Consider the following 15032-nt stretch of genomic DNA (forward strand, 5'->3'; position numbering starts at 1 on the left):
AAGAGTGGTCAGAGCATGTGCAGACGACGGTAGATCATCTCCGCCGGCTTGGTGATCAAACCGCAGTCGAGAAGAAATGCCATCAGATGCTCGCTCGAGGTGCGCATCATCGTGTGGTGGTGGGCGTTGTTCTTCGCTTCCTTCACCGCACGGTCGACATCGAGGCCCGCTGCTGCGTAGACCTCCTTGTTGACCATGTTGGACACGATCAGTCGAGCGGCGATCGCGACGACGAGCGCGCTGGCCTTGCGGCGAGCCGGACTCTTGCCTTCGATGTCTTCACGCATCTGCGCGCGCGCGAACGTCATGTGCCGCGATTCCTCGACGACATGGATCTTGCTGGTGGTGCGCACGAGGGGCAGGACGTTCTCGCCGCGCATCCAGTCGCGCTGCATGACGTCGAGAACTTCTTCGGCGACGAGGATGCCGCCGTAGGCGACCTCGGCGGATGCCAGGGCCTTGAATCCGCGGCCGAGTTCGATGCTCGACCGGCGCGGCAGGTACGCCTTGATGCCCATCTTCTGGCAGGCCCGAGCGAACATGATCGAGTGACGGCACTCGTCGGCGATCTCGGTGAGCGCGAACTGGAAATCCGAGTTGGACGAGTCCTTGCAGTACTGATCGCGCAACACCATCTGCTGCAGGATCATCTCGAACCAGATGCCGGTGCTCATGATCGAGCAGACCTCGTGGCGAGTGAGCGTGATGCGCTGTTCCTCGCTCATCTCGTCCCACAACTTCGTGCCGTAGAGCGTGCTCCACTCCGGATTGAGACCGTAGAGGGACGGATCGAGATCGGCCTCCCAGTCGACCTCTTCGGCCGGGTCGTACGACAGCTGGGCGGCGGAATCGAGCAAACGTGCGGAAACATCCTCGGGCTCGAGGACATCGTTCCTGGAGAGTGTGCTGGTCATCGCCGTCGTTCCTTTCATCGTCGAACAGGAGTGGTTAGCTGTTACGGAGATTACCAGGTACTTGTCGACACAGATAGTCACTCGGGCAGAATCGCCCGAATTCTTTTCGTCGGGGCACCTAGAGTTCGAGCGTGCAGAGAACGAAGAAGCGCCAGTGATCGCAGCACTGAGGTCCGCCCTCGCCCGCACCCCGATGCGCCTCTACGCGGCGGGAATGGTGTCGGCCAACGCCATCGGGGCGGTCATCGTCTTCGTGTTGGCGCGGTTCATCCTGCCGCTGCCGGTCGGATCGGAGGAGATCCTGTTCTGCTCTGGAGGTCACTCCGCAGGCTGCGCTCCTGACCGAAATTACCTGGCGTTCTTCGTCTACCTACCGGTCGCGATCGGTATAGGGATCGCGCTCGGACTTCGCGTCGCGAGACCGCTCGTCGAGTGGCTGCACACCGGCGGCACGCCGTCGGACGAGACCACGATCGCCGTGATCCGGCTGCCCCTCCGGCAACTCGGCGTGCACGTTCTGTTGTGGGCGCTCGGTGTTGCGGTGTTCGTCGGCGTCAACGCCTCGGCCGGGGCTGCACTGTCGATCATCGTGGCCATCGCCGTCAGCTTCGGCGGACTGGCGACCTGCTCGCTGGGCTACCTGGTGGCCGAACGGACCCTGCGGCCGATCACCGCGGCTGTGATGGAGGTCAGCGAGGTCACCGACGCCGCGGCACTCGGCGTGAAACTGCGCGTCGTCCTGATCTGGGTACTGAGCACGGCCATTCCCATCCTGGGGCTCGGGCTGATCGGACTCGGCCGACTGATCGACACCGTCATACCCCCGGACGTCGACCTGTCCCCCGCGATGGTCTCACTGTCTGCCATCGCCCTCGTCGTCGGCTTCGGCGGCATGTTCCTCGTCGGTCGCTCGGTGTCCGATCCGCTGCAGCAGGTGAGCTCTGCCATGCAGCGAGTGGAGGCCGGTGCCACCGATACCCGCGTCGACGTCTACGACGCGTCCGAGATCGGCAGGCTGCAGAACGGGTTCAACAAGATGGTCGTCGGTCTCGACGAGCGCGAACGACTCCGTTCGCTGTTCGGCCGGCACGTGGGCCACGACGTCGCCCAGCGCGCGTTGGCCAGCGCGCCCCGTCTCGGCGGCGAAAACCGAACCGTCGCCGTCCTGTTCATCGACCTGGTCGGCTCGACCGCACTGGCCGAGCGCGAATCCGCCGCGACGGTCGTGGACCTGCTCAATCGGTTCTTCGCAGTGGTCGTCGAACACGGCGAGCGCAACGGCGGCTTCGTCAACAAGTTCGAGGGCGATGCCGCCCTGCTGATCTTCGGCGCTCCGGTCGATCATTTCGACCCGGCCACCGCGGCGCTGCGCACTGCACGCACCCTCGCCGCCGCGCTTCGCGCCGACGGCGGATTCGAGATCGGCATCGGCGTCACGTACGGGCCGGTGATCGCCGGCAACATCGGGGCCGAGTCCCGTTTCGAGTACACCGTCATCGGCGACACGGTGAATCAGGCTGCGCGGCTCACCGATCTCGCAAAAGACGACCCCGACACCGACGTGCTCACATCGTCGACGGTGCTCGAACACGCAACCTCGGACGAGCGGCAACTGTGGGAATCGGGTCGGTCCGTGACCCTTCGCGGGCGATCCGCACCGACGGTTCTGGCGGCTCCGATACTGCGCGGCGAACAGGCGAGCACACGGTAGAAAATTCGAAGGTTTCCCTTTCGGTGCCGATGGGGCATACCCCCCGAACCAACCCACCCATCGCGCTGGCGCGAGACATTTGCTGGTACAACGTCTCTCGCTCCGAAAGGCACCCATGCCCGCAATTCTGTTCGGCTCCATCAGCACTCTCGTCGACACCTCCGAGCTACAGCGACGCTCGTTCAACGAGGCCTTCGCCGCCCACGATCTGAACTGGAACTGGTCGCAGGACGACTATCGGTCCATGCTCGGATCGAACGGTGGTGCCGACCGCATCAGCGAATACGCGTCGAGCACCGGAACCGAGGTGGACGCGGCCGCCGTGCACGCCACCAAGTCCGAGATCTTCCAGCGATTGATCGGCGAATCCGACGTCAAGACGCGACCGGGCGTGGCCGACACGATCGACTCCGCGAAAGCGAACGGGTTGAAGGTCGGGTTCGTGACCACGACCTCGCGAGAGAACATCGACGCACTGCTCACTGCCCTGTCTCCCGAGCTCACCGCCGATTCGTTCGACATCATCGTCGACGCCTCGTCGGTCGACGCTGGCAAGCCCGACCCCGCGTCGTACGAATTCGCCTTGAAGACGTTGGGCGAGAACGCGTCCGACAGTGTGGCGATCGAGGACAACGCCGGTGGAGTGCAGGCGGCAGCGGCAGCGGGCGTCACCTGTGTCGCGTTCCCGAACGAGAACACTGCCGGTACCGATTTCGGCTCGGCCACCGACACCGTCGATGCACTCGATCCCGAGCGCGTCCGCGCCCTGATTTCAGCCTGAGCGGAGCCTGCGGAGTGAGCATTTTGCCCGATCCTTCATCCATCTCAGGAGCAACAAGTGAGTAATCTTCAGGCCCAGGTCGTCGCCGGCGACCGATCGTTTCGTGTCGAGGGATACGAGCGGATCGAATACGACTTGATCTACGTCGACGGAGTGTTCGCGATCGAGAACACCGAATTGGCCGACAGCTACCGTCCGTACGGGCGCGCCCTGATGGTTGTCGACGAATCGGTGCACGCCATCTACGGCGACCGGATCAGTGCATACTTCGATCACCACGGTATCGCCCTGACAGTGGTGCCGGTCCACATTGCGGAGACCGCGAAATCACTCGAGACGTTCGAGCGCATCGTCGGCGAGTTCGACGCGTTCGGTCTCGTGCGAACCGAGCCGGTCCTCGTGGTGGGTGGTGGATTGACCACGGACGTAGCCGGTTTCGCGTGCGCGAGTTACCGCCGAAACACTCCCTACATCCGCATTCCCACCACGTTGATCGGCCTGATCGATGCGAGCGTCTCGATCAAGGTGGCCGTCAACTACGGCAAGCACAAGAATCGTTTGGGGGCCTACCACGCCTCGCAGAAGGTGCTGTTGGACTTTTCCTTCCTCGGCACGCTGCCCGAGGATCAGGTCCGCAACGGGATGGCGGAGCTCATCAAGATCTCCGTGGTCGGCAACCTCGAGATCTTCGAGTTGCTCGAGCAGTACGGCCCGGAGCTGCTACGCACCCGGTTCGGCCACCTCGACGGAACTCCTGAGTTGCGTTCGGTCGCAGACCGTTTGACGTACTCGGCAATCGCGACGATGCTCGAGCTCGAGGCACCCAACCTGCACGAGATCGACCTCGACCGAGTCATTGCATTCGGGCACACGTGGAGTCCCACGCTCGAGCTCACGCCGCCCGCGCCGTTCTTCCACGGCCACGCGATCAACATCGACATGGCCCTGTCGACGACGGTCGCCGAACAACGCGGCCACCTGTCGACGGCTGATAGAGACCGCGTGCTCGGAGTCATGAGCAGCATCGGATTGGCATTGGACAGCCCGTACCTGACACCCGAGTTGCTGACCGAGGCAACAGCATCCATCCTCAAGACTCGGGACGGGATTCTGCGTGCCGCGGTGCCCGACCCGATCGGCACCTGCCGCTTCCTCAACGACCTGGAACCTCGCGAACTGGCCGACGTCCTGTCGTTGCACAAGAAGATCTGTCTGGACTTCCCACGGGCGGGCGAGGGTCTCGACATGTTCACCGCACCCACGCCGTGACCGATGCAGCCATGACGCCGCGTCCGGTCACCCCGACGACGATCCTGGCGCGCGAGCTCAGCGAGATAGCCTCGCTACTCGACGCCGACGCCGGGGTGACCGACGAGTTGACCACCCGTGTTCATCGGGCCCGCGATCTCGCCGCGGGACTCGACCCGTATCTCGACACCTGCACCACCTCCGAATCTGCGGCACTGGCCACGTTGGCGTCGCGGACCCGCTCTGCGGATTGGGGATCACGCGACGTGGTCTCCGGTTCCGGGCCCCTGGAGATGGAAATGCTCTCCGGCCATGTGGAGGGACGCTTCCTGGCGTTTCTCGTGCACATGACGCGGGCGACTCGGGTGCTCGAGATCGGTATGTTCACCGGTTACTCGGCGTTGGCGATGGCCGAGGCGCTGCCCGCGGGCGGCGAGGTCGTCGCCTGCGAGGTGGATCCGTACGTGGCCGAGTTCGCGCAGTCCTGCTTCGCGGAATCGACTGCAGGATCTGCCATCTCGGTGCAGGTAGGGCCTGCGCTCGACACTCTGCATGGGCTCGACGGGAAGTTCGATCTGGTGTTCGTCGACGCCGACAAGAGCGGATACCGCGGGTACGTGGAGTACCTGCTCGAGAGCGATCTGCTCTCCGACGGTGCCGTGATCGCCGTCGACAACACCCTGTTGCAGGGTCAGCCCTACGCTCCGCAGCCGAACGAGAACGGCCGGGCCATCGCCGAGTTCAACGACTATGTCGCGAACGACCCTCGCGTGGAACAGGTTCTGATTCCGTTGCGCGACGGTGTCACACTGATCCGGCGCACATGATCCGCACCGTTGCGGCGCTGATCGGCCTCACGGTCACCCTCCCCGTCGACCTCGCGGCGGTGGGGGTGGCGGCGCTGCGAGGTACCCGGCCCGTCGCCCATCGAACCGATTCGCCCAGAACGATTCTGATCAGTGGCGGCAAGATGACCAAAGCCTTGCAACTCGCACGGTCCTTCCATCTCGCCGGCCATCGGGTGATCCTCGTGGAATCGGCGAAGTACCGCTGGACCGGACATCGTTTCTCCCGCGCTGTCGACCGTTTCCATTGCATTCCCGACCCGGGTGATTCGGGATATGCGCAGGCTCTGCTGGACATCGTGCGCCGCGAGGGCGTCGACGTCTTCGTGCCCGTGGCAAGCCCGGCTGCGAGTATTCACGACGCCGACGCGCGTGCACTCCTCGATGCGCACTGCGAGGTGATCCACGGCGACGCGGATACCGTACGGATGGTCGACGACAAGTCCCGATTCTCCGAGCACGCAGCGTCATTGGGACTCCGTGTTCCCGACTTCAGGCGCATCACCGACCCCGCCCAGATCGACGAGTTCGACTTCGAGCCGGGTCGTGAGTACATCCTCAAGCGGATCTCGTACAACCCGGTCGGCCGAATGGATCTGACGCGGTTGACGGCGCACACGCCGGAACGCAACTCCGCGTTCGCCCGGAGCCTGCACATTACCGAGAACGACCCGTGGATCCTGCAGGAATTCATCGCCGGACAGGAGTACTGCACGCACGGCACGGTGCGCGAGGGTCGCCTGCAGGTGTACGGCTGCTGCGTGTCGTCCGCCTTCCAGGTGAACTACGAGATGGTGGACAAGCCCGAAATCCTGCGCTGGGTAGAGACATTCGTCTCCTCGCTCGACACCACCGGGCAGCTTTCGTTCGACTTCATCGAGTCCGCCGCCGACGGACGGATCTACGCCATCGAATGCAACCCGCGCACCCACTCGGCCATCACGATGTTCTACGACCACCCCGACCTGGCTGCCGCGTACCTCGACGACGGGCATGCCGAGATCGTGCCGCGTGCGACGGCCCGGCCGACGTACTGGATCTACCACGAGCTGTGGCGTCTGATCACCGAGGGTGATCGAGTATCACGGCTCCGCACCATCTTTCGAGGCAAGGACGCCATCCTCACCGGTTGGGATCCCCTGCCGTATCTGTTGGTACATCATCTTCAGATTCCGTCGTTGCTGATCCGGAACCTCCGCGAGCGGCGTGGCTGGTCCCGAATCGATTTCAACATCGGCAAACTCGTGGAAAACGGAGGCGACTGATGACGTTGTCGGTCGTGGTGCTCGTCGGGTCCTCGGTGGACCGCTTTCACAGTGATCTCTCTCGGGTCTACGCCGGCGGCTTCCTGGGTGCCCTCGGTAACGACCCCGCGTACGGTTTCGAGATCGCGTTCGTCTCTCCCGGCGGCCTCTGGAGTTTCCCCACCGATCTCGAGGATTCGAGTATCGCTGCGGCGCAGCAGATGCCGTTGGCACAGGCGGTGGAGCACATCGCGGTGCGAGACTTCGACGTCATGGTTCCGCAGATGTTCTGCATGCCGGGTATGACGACGTACCGCAGCCTGTTCGATCTACTGGGCGTGCCCTACCCCGGCAACGGTCCGGACCTGATGGCGTTGACGGCGAACAAGGCCCGCGCCCGCGCAGTCGTCGCGGCGGCCGGCGTGCGTGTTCCCGACGGCGTGGTCGTCCGATCCGCCGACGACGTGATGGACCTCGCCCTGCCTGTCGTGGTCAAGCCCGTGGATTCGGACAACTCGATGGGTGTCTCGCTGGTCCACGGTTCCGACGGGCTGGCACCCGCGATTCGAGAGGCTCTGACGTATTCGCCTGCTGCACTGGTGGAGACGTACGTTCCACTGGGTCGTGAAGTTCGGTGCGGGATCATCGTCCGAGACGGCGAACTCGTGTGCTTGCCCCTCGAAGAGTACGCCGTCGACTCCGTCCGCAGTAGTGCGGACAAGTTGAATCGCACATCCGACGGCGATCTCTACCTGGTCGCGAAAGAGCAGACCAGAGCGTGGACGGTCGACGTCTCGGATCCGATCACCGAAAAAGTCTGGGCAGCAGCACGATCGAGTCATGTCGCACTGGGATGTCGACACTACGGCCTGTTCGACTTTCGCATCGACCCGGACGGCGAGCCGTGGTTTCTCGAAGCCAGCCTCTACTGCTCCTATTCGCCGTCCAGCGTGTTGGCGGTGATGGCCGCAGCCGCGGGCATCACCGTCGAAGAATTGTTCGCATTCGCGCTCGAAGAACTGCCGGTGAAGGAGTCGTCGTCATGACGTTGGGAACCGAGATGGCCGATCTGAACTTGGAATCGGTTTCAATAGAGCAACTTCGAGAGCTCCTCGCCGAACACGGGGTGTTGATCCTGCCGAACCAGCCCGTCGACGATCAGCGCTTCCTGGCGTTCCTGCGCCGGTTCGGAGAGTTGATGTTCACCGAAGGCGAGACGCCTGTTCCCGACTGTCCGGATCTGAACGTCATCAGCAACGTCGGCCGTTCCACGCCGCCGAAGTCCACGTTCCACGTCGACACCACCTACATTCCGAATCCTCCCGCCTACACCGCGTTACGCGCGGTCGAAGTTCCCGCGGCCGGAGGCAGTACGTTGTTCAGCGACCAATACGCCGCATACGAGACGCTTCCAGCGGAAGTGAAGGAGCATTTGGCCGGGCGCACGGTGACGCACCGAGTGACCGGCGTGGCGTCGGATTCCGATTCTTCCGCCGACCATCCACTCTTCGCCGTTCACCCGATATCGGGACGCACCGCGCTGTCGCTGTCCGCGCCCGCTCGCTGTGTCGCGATCAGCGGACTGACCGAAGACGAAGCACGAGACACCGTTCGCTACCTCGTGGAGCATTCCACGAGGGAGGACAACCTGCTGCGGCACAACTGGTCCCCCGACGACATGGTGATGTGGGACAACAGGTGTGTGATGCACCGCGCCGATCACAGCGGGGTGGTCGGCAACCGGGTGATGCACCGCGGGATGGTGGCGAGCACCCACCCGACTGCCTCTGTGTGACCGATGACTCAAAGATTTGCCGCCGCGGCTCACGCCCGGAGAATCGAGTCATGACTTCCCCCTTGGCGATCAGCCGCGAAACAGCCGTCGGCGCCGAAGCTCGTCTGTCCTGGATCCTGTCCGGACTGGCAGGCATGGTGGGTGCGGTCGCGTTCCTGCATTCCGCTGGCTACTTCGTGACCTTCATGACCGGCAACACCGAACGAGCCGTCGTCGGACACTTCGGCCATCCGGAGGGCAAGGAGGTGGCGCCTGGGGCGTCACCCTGGGCCGCATTGGCCCTCATGGCCGCGTTTCTCGGCGGCGTGATCGTCTCGTCGATCTGTCGGCGCCGCTACTGGTCCAACCACCCCCATGGAGCGACGGTGTTGACCACCGTTGCGCTGGGAGCGGCGGGTCTTATCGACATCGCCGTCTCCGGGTGGTCGTCGGCAAACGTGAACTTCTACCCGATCCTCCTCGTCGCCTTCGCGCTGGGCGCGTTGAACACCGCATTCACGAAGAAGGAGGAGACGTACATCCCGCTCAGTTACGTCACCGGAACGGTGGTCAAGCTCGGCCAGGGAATCGAGCGTCACCTCTTCGGCGGCGGAACACACTACGACTGGCTCTGCTACGCAACGCTTCTGGGCTCCTTCGCGGCGGGAGGTGCTGTCGGTGCCTTCATCGGCGTCGTGATCACCGGGCCGCAGGTGCTACTGCTCACTGCGCTCATCAGCTTCGGTGCAACGATCTTCACGTTCACCCACACCGAACGGAACTCGTTGCTCGGCTGATCGGTGGCTGATCGGCTAATCGGTGACCATCGGGGATGCGCCGACGATCGTGCGCAGCATTCGGTCGACGACGGGACGTTGCAGCCGCGATCCGATCAGCACCTGCCTCCCCACGAGACCCTCGATCATGACGACGAGCATCTCCGCATCCCCCTGGGGGTCTTCGGATTCCAACGACGCGACTATCCACTGGGTGTACGCGACGAACGCGGCCCGCTGAGAGTCGAACAGATCGCGGATTTCCCGATCGTGTTGCGCTTCACCGAGCAGGATGCTGCGCGCGATCACTCTTTTCGTTGCTTCTCCGGTGGTCATCGCCTCGATGAAGTCGATGATGCGGTTCACGACGATGTCCACGGTGAGTGGTTTGACGTCGACCAGACCACCGAAGGTCGCGCCGGCAGTGTCGTAGTCGCGGGCGAACAACAACTCGAGCGCCAGGTGCAACAGTCGTCCGCGAGTGGGCGCGTGGTAGTTGACCGACCCGGGGCTCAATCCTGCTGCAGCGTCGACCGCCCGGTGCGTCAAGCCGCGAAAACCTTGCGTTGCCAACACTTCGATTGCTGCCGCGGCGATTTCGTCGCGCCGACGCACTCTCGACTCGTCGTCCTTGGGACGGGCAGGACTCATACCACGGAGTCTAGTGCCCCACCATTGACAGTCGCCGAAGTCACGTCGTAGTCTCAACCGATGTTGAGGAACCCCGCCCGATGAGCCGCGGCCCGTCGCGACGACAAATGATGGTGGGTGCCGCCGCGGCTGCGGCCACGGCTGTGTTCGGCCCCGCAGCACGAGCGGTCGCAGCTCCCGGCACCGGTTCGAGCGAACACTGCGGCGAGCGGTATCAGGGCTACCGCGACATCGACCGAGGACGGCCCTATGCCCATTTCTTCGCCGCACGGACGACACCGGCACCGGCCGTCGTGACCGACGCAGTCGGCGGGCCGCCGATAGCGCCCGAGTGGGTCCCGCACTTCGATTCCATCACAACCGATCTCGCGCCGACGGGATATTCGGCGATCGAAACCGGCTACGGACGACGCGCCGACGGCATGACGTTCGTGGCGGTGCGCACCGCGATGCCCCGGGTCACGGCAGCGATGTGGGATTGGTGGTTCGGTTGGCATTCCGCCGAGGCGGCCCGCTACAAACTGTGGCACCCCGATGCCCACCTCCACGCCGCACTCGCCGAGGACCGGACGGCCCACGCGATTCCGGACAAGGCGAAGTACATCGGCAACACATCGTTCGTCGACGAGTACGTCGGCCCGAAGCTTCAGCAGCTGGGTATCGGCTTCCGTGACCCTGTTGCACACGGTTTCGACGTTCCCCCAGACCAGACGGTCGTCTTCGGCCGAGTGGGAAGTTCCATCGCACCGGTGGATCTGGGCTGGCTCGCCCATCAGGTTCGGCCGGTGCAGGGCGGTGCCGAGATGCGCAGCCGGTTCTATCTGAACCTACGGGGATTGCACGTTCCCGATCCGAAGCAGGCCGTGTGCGCAGTTCGCCGGGGTGCGTCCGTGGATCCGGGCGACCTCGTTCTCGGACTCGACCTCGCCCGAGATCTGCTGCTGCACTGCGGACAGGAGATGAACCACCTCGCAGGGTTTCTGCCGGAGCTGCACGCAGAGTTCGGCGGTTGATCCGTCCACGAGGGGCAGCTAGTGGCCCAAGAATACTTTCGCCAGCACGATGAGAGCCGCGACGGCGGCAGTGGCGAGCCCGATCACCAGGGCCCGAAACGTCGGACGGTTCCCGCGAATTCGTTCCGTGACAATCGGTATGGTGGCGATTCGTACGACGATCACCGCACCGGCCAGTAGTTCGGCCCATTGCGCCGGAAGCACCGACAGCCACCCGAGCGCCAGCATGGCCGCCGGAAACGTCCCGGAGCTCAGAATGGGGACTGCATCCCGGAATTCCTCGATGGCCTCGAACGTGCGCTGTTCGTCCGTCGCATCACCGTGCGCCTCCGGTATCTGGCTCCCGGCGACGAAATCTGCGAACACATGCGCGAGAAAGGTCGTTGCCGCAGTGGCCGCTACGAGAACAGCCGCCGTCCCATGCCCGATGGAACTCGGCGTGGAGGCGGCAACCGCGGCGAGGACCAGGATGTTGCCGTAGATGTACGCCGAGAGCCTCCTGGCCGCCCGAACGGGCGTCAAGGGGCCGTCGGACCGGGTGACCAACCGACGGTAGAGATGGGTGCCACCGGGGCGGTGTCCGGGATCGGTCATGGTGCAGATCGTCGCACGTCGCCGGCGATCGGTCGACGAATCATCCCTGCTGGTCGGCCAACCACTGCCGAATATCGTCCGTGACGGGCTCGACCATGTCGTCGTACTCGTGATGTTCGCCGACGAACGCGGCCACCAACGGACAGATCGGGACGGCGTGCTTGTTCTCGGAACGCGTCGCGTCGAGCGCGTGTCGAACGACGATCGTGGCCAGACCACGTCCGCCGTAGGCCGCATCCACTTCGGTGTGGAAGAAGACGCGCCTGCCCTGCTCGTCGTCGGCGAACTCGGTGAAGCCGACCTGTGTGCCCTCGACCGAAATCGTGAACCTGTCTGCCTGCTGGTCGATCTCGACTTCGGCACCGGTTTTGTCGACCGTCATCGACGCTCCCCTTCTCTCGATGGCACGCCCCAGTCGGTTGGGTACGCGGCCGGGTCAGCCTACCCAGCTGTACACCGAAACCCAGTCCAGCAACAGATGCCCGTTGCTGTTTCCGGTGCCGTTGGTCTCGGTCTGCAGTTCCCAGCGCATCGGACCCGAGGGAACCCACTTGGTGCTGTCCAGAACCACGGTGTTGTCGAGGATGTAGCGCACGCGGCCCGGGGACCACTCGATGGTGTACGTGTGCCAATCGGTGAAGTTCGCACCGATGTTCTGGGCGACGTCCTGGCAGCCGCCGACGCACGAACCGGCACCCGAGTAGTGGTGGAAGCCGCCGACCTGCCCCGCGAGACTTCCTTCGGGGAAGTCCATTTCACCGTCCGCAGGCCATCTTTCGGACTGCGGCCACAGCAGCCACGCAACGTAGTACTCGGCCAGAGTTGCCGAATCGACCTTGAATCGCGCTGTGTATCTTCCGTATGTCTGGTTCTGCCCGGCCGCGTTGATCACCGGCGAGACGCTGGCCCCTGCCGGGACACCGTCGACATTATGCAATCCGTAATCGAGCAGGCCGTCGTGCGTGGACAGCACGGCGTCCGCTCGGTACGGGCGCTTCTGATAGGTGTCCTTGTAGCACTTGGGGTACGTGCGCCACTGCTGATTCTGCGCACCGACGTAGACGATCTTGGTGGGATCGCAGTCGTTGGCCCAACTGCCGACGGCGGAAGGCTTCGCGAAGTCGTCGACGAAGATCTGCTTCCAACCGGGTAGGTCGCCCACCGGCGCGGCTACCCCGCTGGGCGTGGTGGACGGAGTGGTCGGTGGCGTCGTGGGCGGTGTGGTCGTGGGCGGTGTCGTCGTCGTGGGCGGTGTCGTCGGAAACGGCGTGGTCGCGGTGATCCACTTCTGAGCAGCAGACCCGTTGCATTTCGCCAACACCGGTCGGTTTCCGTTGACCTCACGCGAATTCTGAATGCACAGGCCGGTCTTCTGCAGCAACGAGATCGAACCGTCCCCACGGATCGACCATTGCTGCGCAGGCTTGCCGTTGCACGCCCACGTCGTCAACGAGACGCCGGCCGCCGCGTAGCCCGATGCCGGCGACAAGCATCGGCCCTGCACTCGAATCGTGGCGTCCTCGGTACCGGTCCACGTCTGCGCGCCGGTACCGTTGCAATCCCAGATCTGGACGGGATTGTTCTGTCCGGTGAGGCCGCCCTTATTGTCCAGGCAGAACCCTGCGGGCGTCTTGATCTGTCCCGAGGTGGCAGCCGCGGCCTGTGGCACGTGAACTACGAAAGCCGAAAGTAATACGGTGGTTCCGAGCGTCACCAAGGAACGCTTCAGAACAGCACGGCCCGAAACAGTCATGGTTTCATCCTTCGAGAGACCGAACATCGCATTGGATACACGGCGGATAAATACAATTGATTGCCGGCATCTCGAATCATAGGGATGATTCAAACATTGCGCAGTGAATTCGCATTCACCCTTAAACGCCTGGTCAGAGGCATAACTGAAAGAAATACGACCGGTACGAATTAGAGATTAAATATTAAACTAGTTGCTCCGAATCGAAAATCTATTCACGCGTATCGAATTGTCAAGCAAATCGTGCATCTGGACTTTTTACGACGTCGTACCGATCATTTTGCTGGCAAACGAGCGCATCGCCAGCCCCGTGCAGGATCCGGCGCGACAATTCGAGGGACGGTGCGCACAGCATCGCGGCTTCCCGAGCACCGGGTCCGGAAAGCGGCACCGAACACCCTCTGTACGGTGGAGCGAAGGACCTCGACCGCGCATCACAAGGGAAAGGAACTTCATGGATCGGCCACAGAGGCTGGAGAAAGACCCGAACAAAGGCTTCGTAGCGCTGCTGGGCTGGAGTTTGGCCGCAGTGGAAGCCCTGGACGCGTTCGATCGACGCTACGTCGTCGTCGCGCCCGAGTGGGCCGAGGCGTACTGCACCGAGCATGACATTCCGTACCTACCGTGGAACTTCGAGCGACTCAACGACAGGTCCCTCGAGATCGCGGAGACTCTCCGAGACAAAGGCGTCGATGTAGCGATACCGCTGTACGAGGAGACAGTCGAGTGGGCCGGTGCCATCAACTCCGTACTGCTGGGCAATCCGAGGTTGTTCGGCCAGGCGATGCTGCTCCGAGACAAAGCGCTGATGAAGCGCCGCGCACAGCTCGGTGGCATTCGTGTCGGCATCTTCGAGGAAGCGCACGATCGTGAGGACGTCATCCGCTTTCTGCGCCGGGTGAACCAGACGCTGCTCAAACTCGACGGTGACCCGAACGACCCCATCCACCTCAAGGCCTTCGACAAGGCAGGATGCCTGGGCCACCGCGTCATTCGGACCCCCGACGAAGTCGACTCCATCCCGGACGAGGAGTTCCCGGTACTGATGGAGTCGCATCTCGACGGCTGGGAGTTCGCTGTCGAGGCGTGGATCCACAACGGAAAGATCAAGTTCCTCAACATCTCCGAGTACGTCACGCTCGGGTATTCGGTGTTCGTCCCCGCGACGCCGGAGCTCGAGAAGTACCGCGAGCAGATCACGGTCCAGATCGAGAAGCTCATCAAGGCGTTCGACATCGAGTTCGGGTTCATCCATCCGGAGTACTTCGTCACCAGCGACGGAGAAATGTACTTCGGCGAAGTCGCCTATCGTCCACCAGGTTTCAAGGTGTTCGAGCTCCTCGAGCGGGCGTACGGCTTCAACGCGTACCAGGGCCTGGCCCTCGCCTTCGACCCGAAGACCACCGAGGAAGAGATCGACGCCTTCTTCCCGCGCGAGGTAGTCGATGCCACCGGTCACGCGGGATGCTTCGGGGTGTACCCACGGCGACGCGTCGTCAGCGATCTCGTCATCCCCGACGTGACTGCCGACGACGACTACTACGAGACCAACGACCTGTCGGCACCGGTCGAGGAAACCGTCACCAAGAGAACGGCTTTCGGTACCCACTGGGGCTTGCTGTACTTCTTCGGCGATGATCCGTACCGGATGCGCGACCTGCTCAAGCAACAGGAAGAACTGGACTTCTACGTGTGAAGCAGCAACTCGGCAACGACCACGAACCCACG

The 15032-nt window shown here is 63.4% G+C and carries 15 protein-coding genes; 10 read left to right on the forward strand and 5 right to left on the reverse strand.

Annotated features, from left to right (window positions below; all coding sequences use genetic code 11):
* Positions 1-8: 8 nt before the first annotated feature.
* On the reverse strand, positions 9-914 hold the full coding sequence (locus J2X62_RS04335) for a diiron oxygenase (protein ID WP_027495752.1): 906 nt from the start codon (positions 912-914) through the stop codon (positions 9-11).
* Between the two features lie 154 nt (positions 915-1068).
* On the opposite strand from J2X62_RS04335, the gene J2X62_RS04340 reads away from it, so the two are divergent.
* From J2X62_RS04340 to J2X62_RS04375, 8 genes are all read left to right on the forward strand, one after another.
* Positions 1069-2625, forward strand: coding sequence for an adenylate/guanylate cyclase domain-containing protein (locus tag J2X62_RS04340; RefSeq protein ID WP_310177814.1), 1557 nt, complete (start codon positions 1069-1071; stop codon positions 2623-2625).
* Positions 2626-2740: 115 nt separating this feature from the next.
* Positions 2741-3406, forward strand: coding sequence for an HAD-IA family hydrolase (locus J2X62_RS04345; RefSeq protein WP_032391892.1), 666 nt, complete (start codon positions 2741-2743; stop codon positions 3404-3406).
* A 57-nt stretch (positions 3407-3463) separates the two neighbouring features.
* Positions 3464-4675 (forward strand): sedoheptulose 7-phosphate cyclase, encoded by a 1212-nt coding sequence (locus tag J2X62_RS04350; RefSeq protein WP_027495749.1) that lies wholly within the window; start codon positions 3464-3466, stop codon positions 4673-4675.
* Entirely contained in the window at positions 4672-5481 is an 810-nt protein-coding gene (locus J2X62_RS04355) for an O-methyltransferase (protein ID WP_236253865.1), read from the forward strand. Before J2X62_RS04350 ends, J2X62_RS04355 begins: the two co-directional genes overlap by 4 nt.
* Positions 5478-6764, forward strand: a complete 1287-nt coding sequence (locus J2X62_RS04360; protein ID WP_094695502.1) for an ATP-grasp enzyme — start codon at positions 5478-5480, stop codon at positions 6762-6764. Before J2X62_RS04355 ends, J2X62_RS04360 begins: the two co-directional genes overlap by 4 nt.
* Positions 6764-7789 carry a D-alanine--D-alanine ligase gene (locus J2X62_RS04365; RefSeq protein WP_094695503.1) on the forward strand — a complete coding sequence of 342 codons (1026 nt, stop codon included), beginning with the start codon at positions 6764-6766 and terminating at the stop codon, positions 7787-7789. The genes J2X62_RS04360 and J2X62_RS04365 overlap by 1 nt, the downstream gene beginning before the upstream one ends.
* Positions 7786-8538, forward strand: a complete 753-nt coding sequence (locus J2X62_RS04370; protein ID WP_094695504.1) for a TauD/TfdA family dioxygenase — start codon at positions 7786-7788, stop codon at positions 8536-8538. Before J2X62_RS04365 ends, J2X62_RS04370 begins: the two co-directional genes overlap by 4 nt.
* Positions 8539-8588: 50 nt before the next feature.
* The gene (locus J2X62_RS04375) at positions 8589-9314 is read left to right on the forward strand and encodes a YoaK family protein (RefSeq protein WP_045842079.1); all 726 of its coding nucleotides are present in this window, start codon (positions 8589-8591) and stop codon (positions 9312-9314) included.
* Between the two features lie 15 nt (positions 9315-9329).
* Here J2X62_RS04375 and J2X62_RS04380 read toward each other — a convergent pair whose 3' ends face one another.
* Entirely contained in the window at positions 9330-9944 is a 615-nt protein-coding gene (locus J2X62_RS04380) for a TetR family transcriptional regulator (RefSeq protein ID WP_310177832.1), read from the reverse strand.
* A gap of 80 nt (positions 9945-10024) precedes the next feature.
* On the opposite strand from J2X62_RS04380, the gene J2X62_RS04385 reads away from it, so the two are divergent.
* Complete coding sequence (locus tag J2X62_RS04385; protein WP_255032519.1) at positions 10025-10957, forward strand: DAPG hydrolase family protein; 933 nt, start codon at positions 10025-10027, stop codon at positions 10955-10957.
* Between the two features lie 18 nt (positions 10958-10975).
* On the opposite strand, the gene J2X62_RS04390 is transcribed toward J2X62_RS04385, so the two are convergent.
* The 3 genes from J2X62_RS04390 to J2X62_RS04400 are packed head-to-tail and all read right to left on the reverse strand — an operon-like array spanning position 10976 to position 13304.
* A complete protein-coding gene (locus tag J2X62_RS04390; RefSeq protein ID WP_052053454.1) occupies positions 10976-11551 on the reverse strand; it encodes a hypothetical protein in 576 nt (191 codons plus the stop codon).
* A gap of 40 nt (positions 11552-11591) precedes the next feature.
* Positions 11592-11933, reverse strand: coding sequence for a GNAT family N-acetyltransferase (locus J2X62_RS04395; protein WP_204878601.1), 342 nt, complete (start codon positions 11931-11933; stop codon positions 11592-11594).
* A 54-nt stretch (positions 11934-11987) separates the two neighbouring features.
* Positions 11988-13304, reverse strand: coding sequence for a ricin-type beta-trefoil lectin domain protein (locus J2X62_RS04400; RefSeq protein ID WP_310177842.1), 1317 nt, complete (start codon positions 13302-13304; stop codon positions 11988-11990).
* A 454-nt stretch (positions 13305-13758) separates the two neighbouring features.
* Here J2X62_RS04400 and J2X62_RS04405 point away from each other — a divergent pair, with 454 nt between their 5' ends.
* The gene (locus tag J2X62_RS04405) at positions 13759-15000 is read left to right on the forward strand and encodes an acetyl-CoA carboxylase biotin carboxylase subunit family protein (protein ID WP_027495739.1); all 1242 of its coding nucleotides are present in this window, start codon (positions 13759-13761) and stop codon (positions 14998-15000) included.
* The last annotated feature ends 32 nt before the right edge of the window (positions 15001-15032 follow it).

The sequence above is a fragment of the Rhodococcus sp. 3258 genome, from assembly GCF_031456475.1.
Classification (GTDB): Bacteria; Actinomycetota; Actinomycetes; order Mycobacteriales; family Mycobacteriaceae; genus Rhodococcoides; species Rhodococcoides fascians.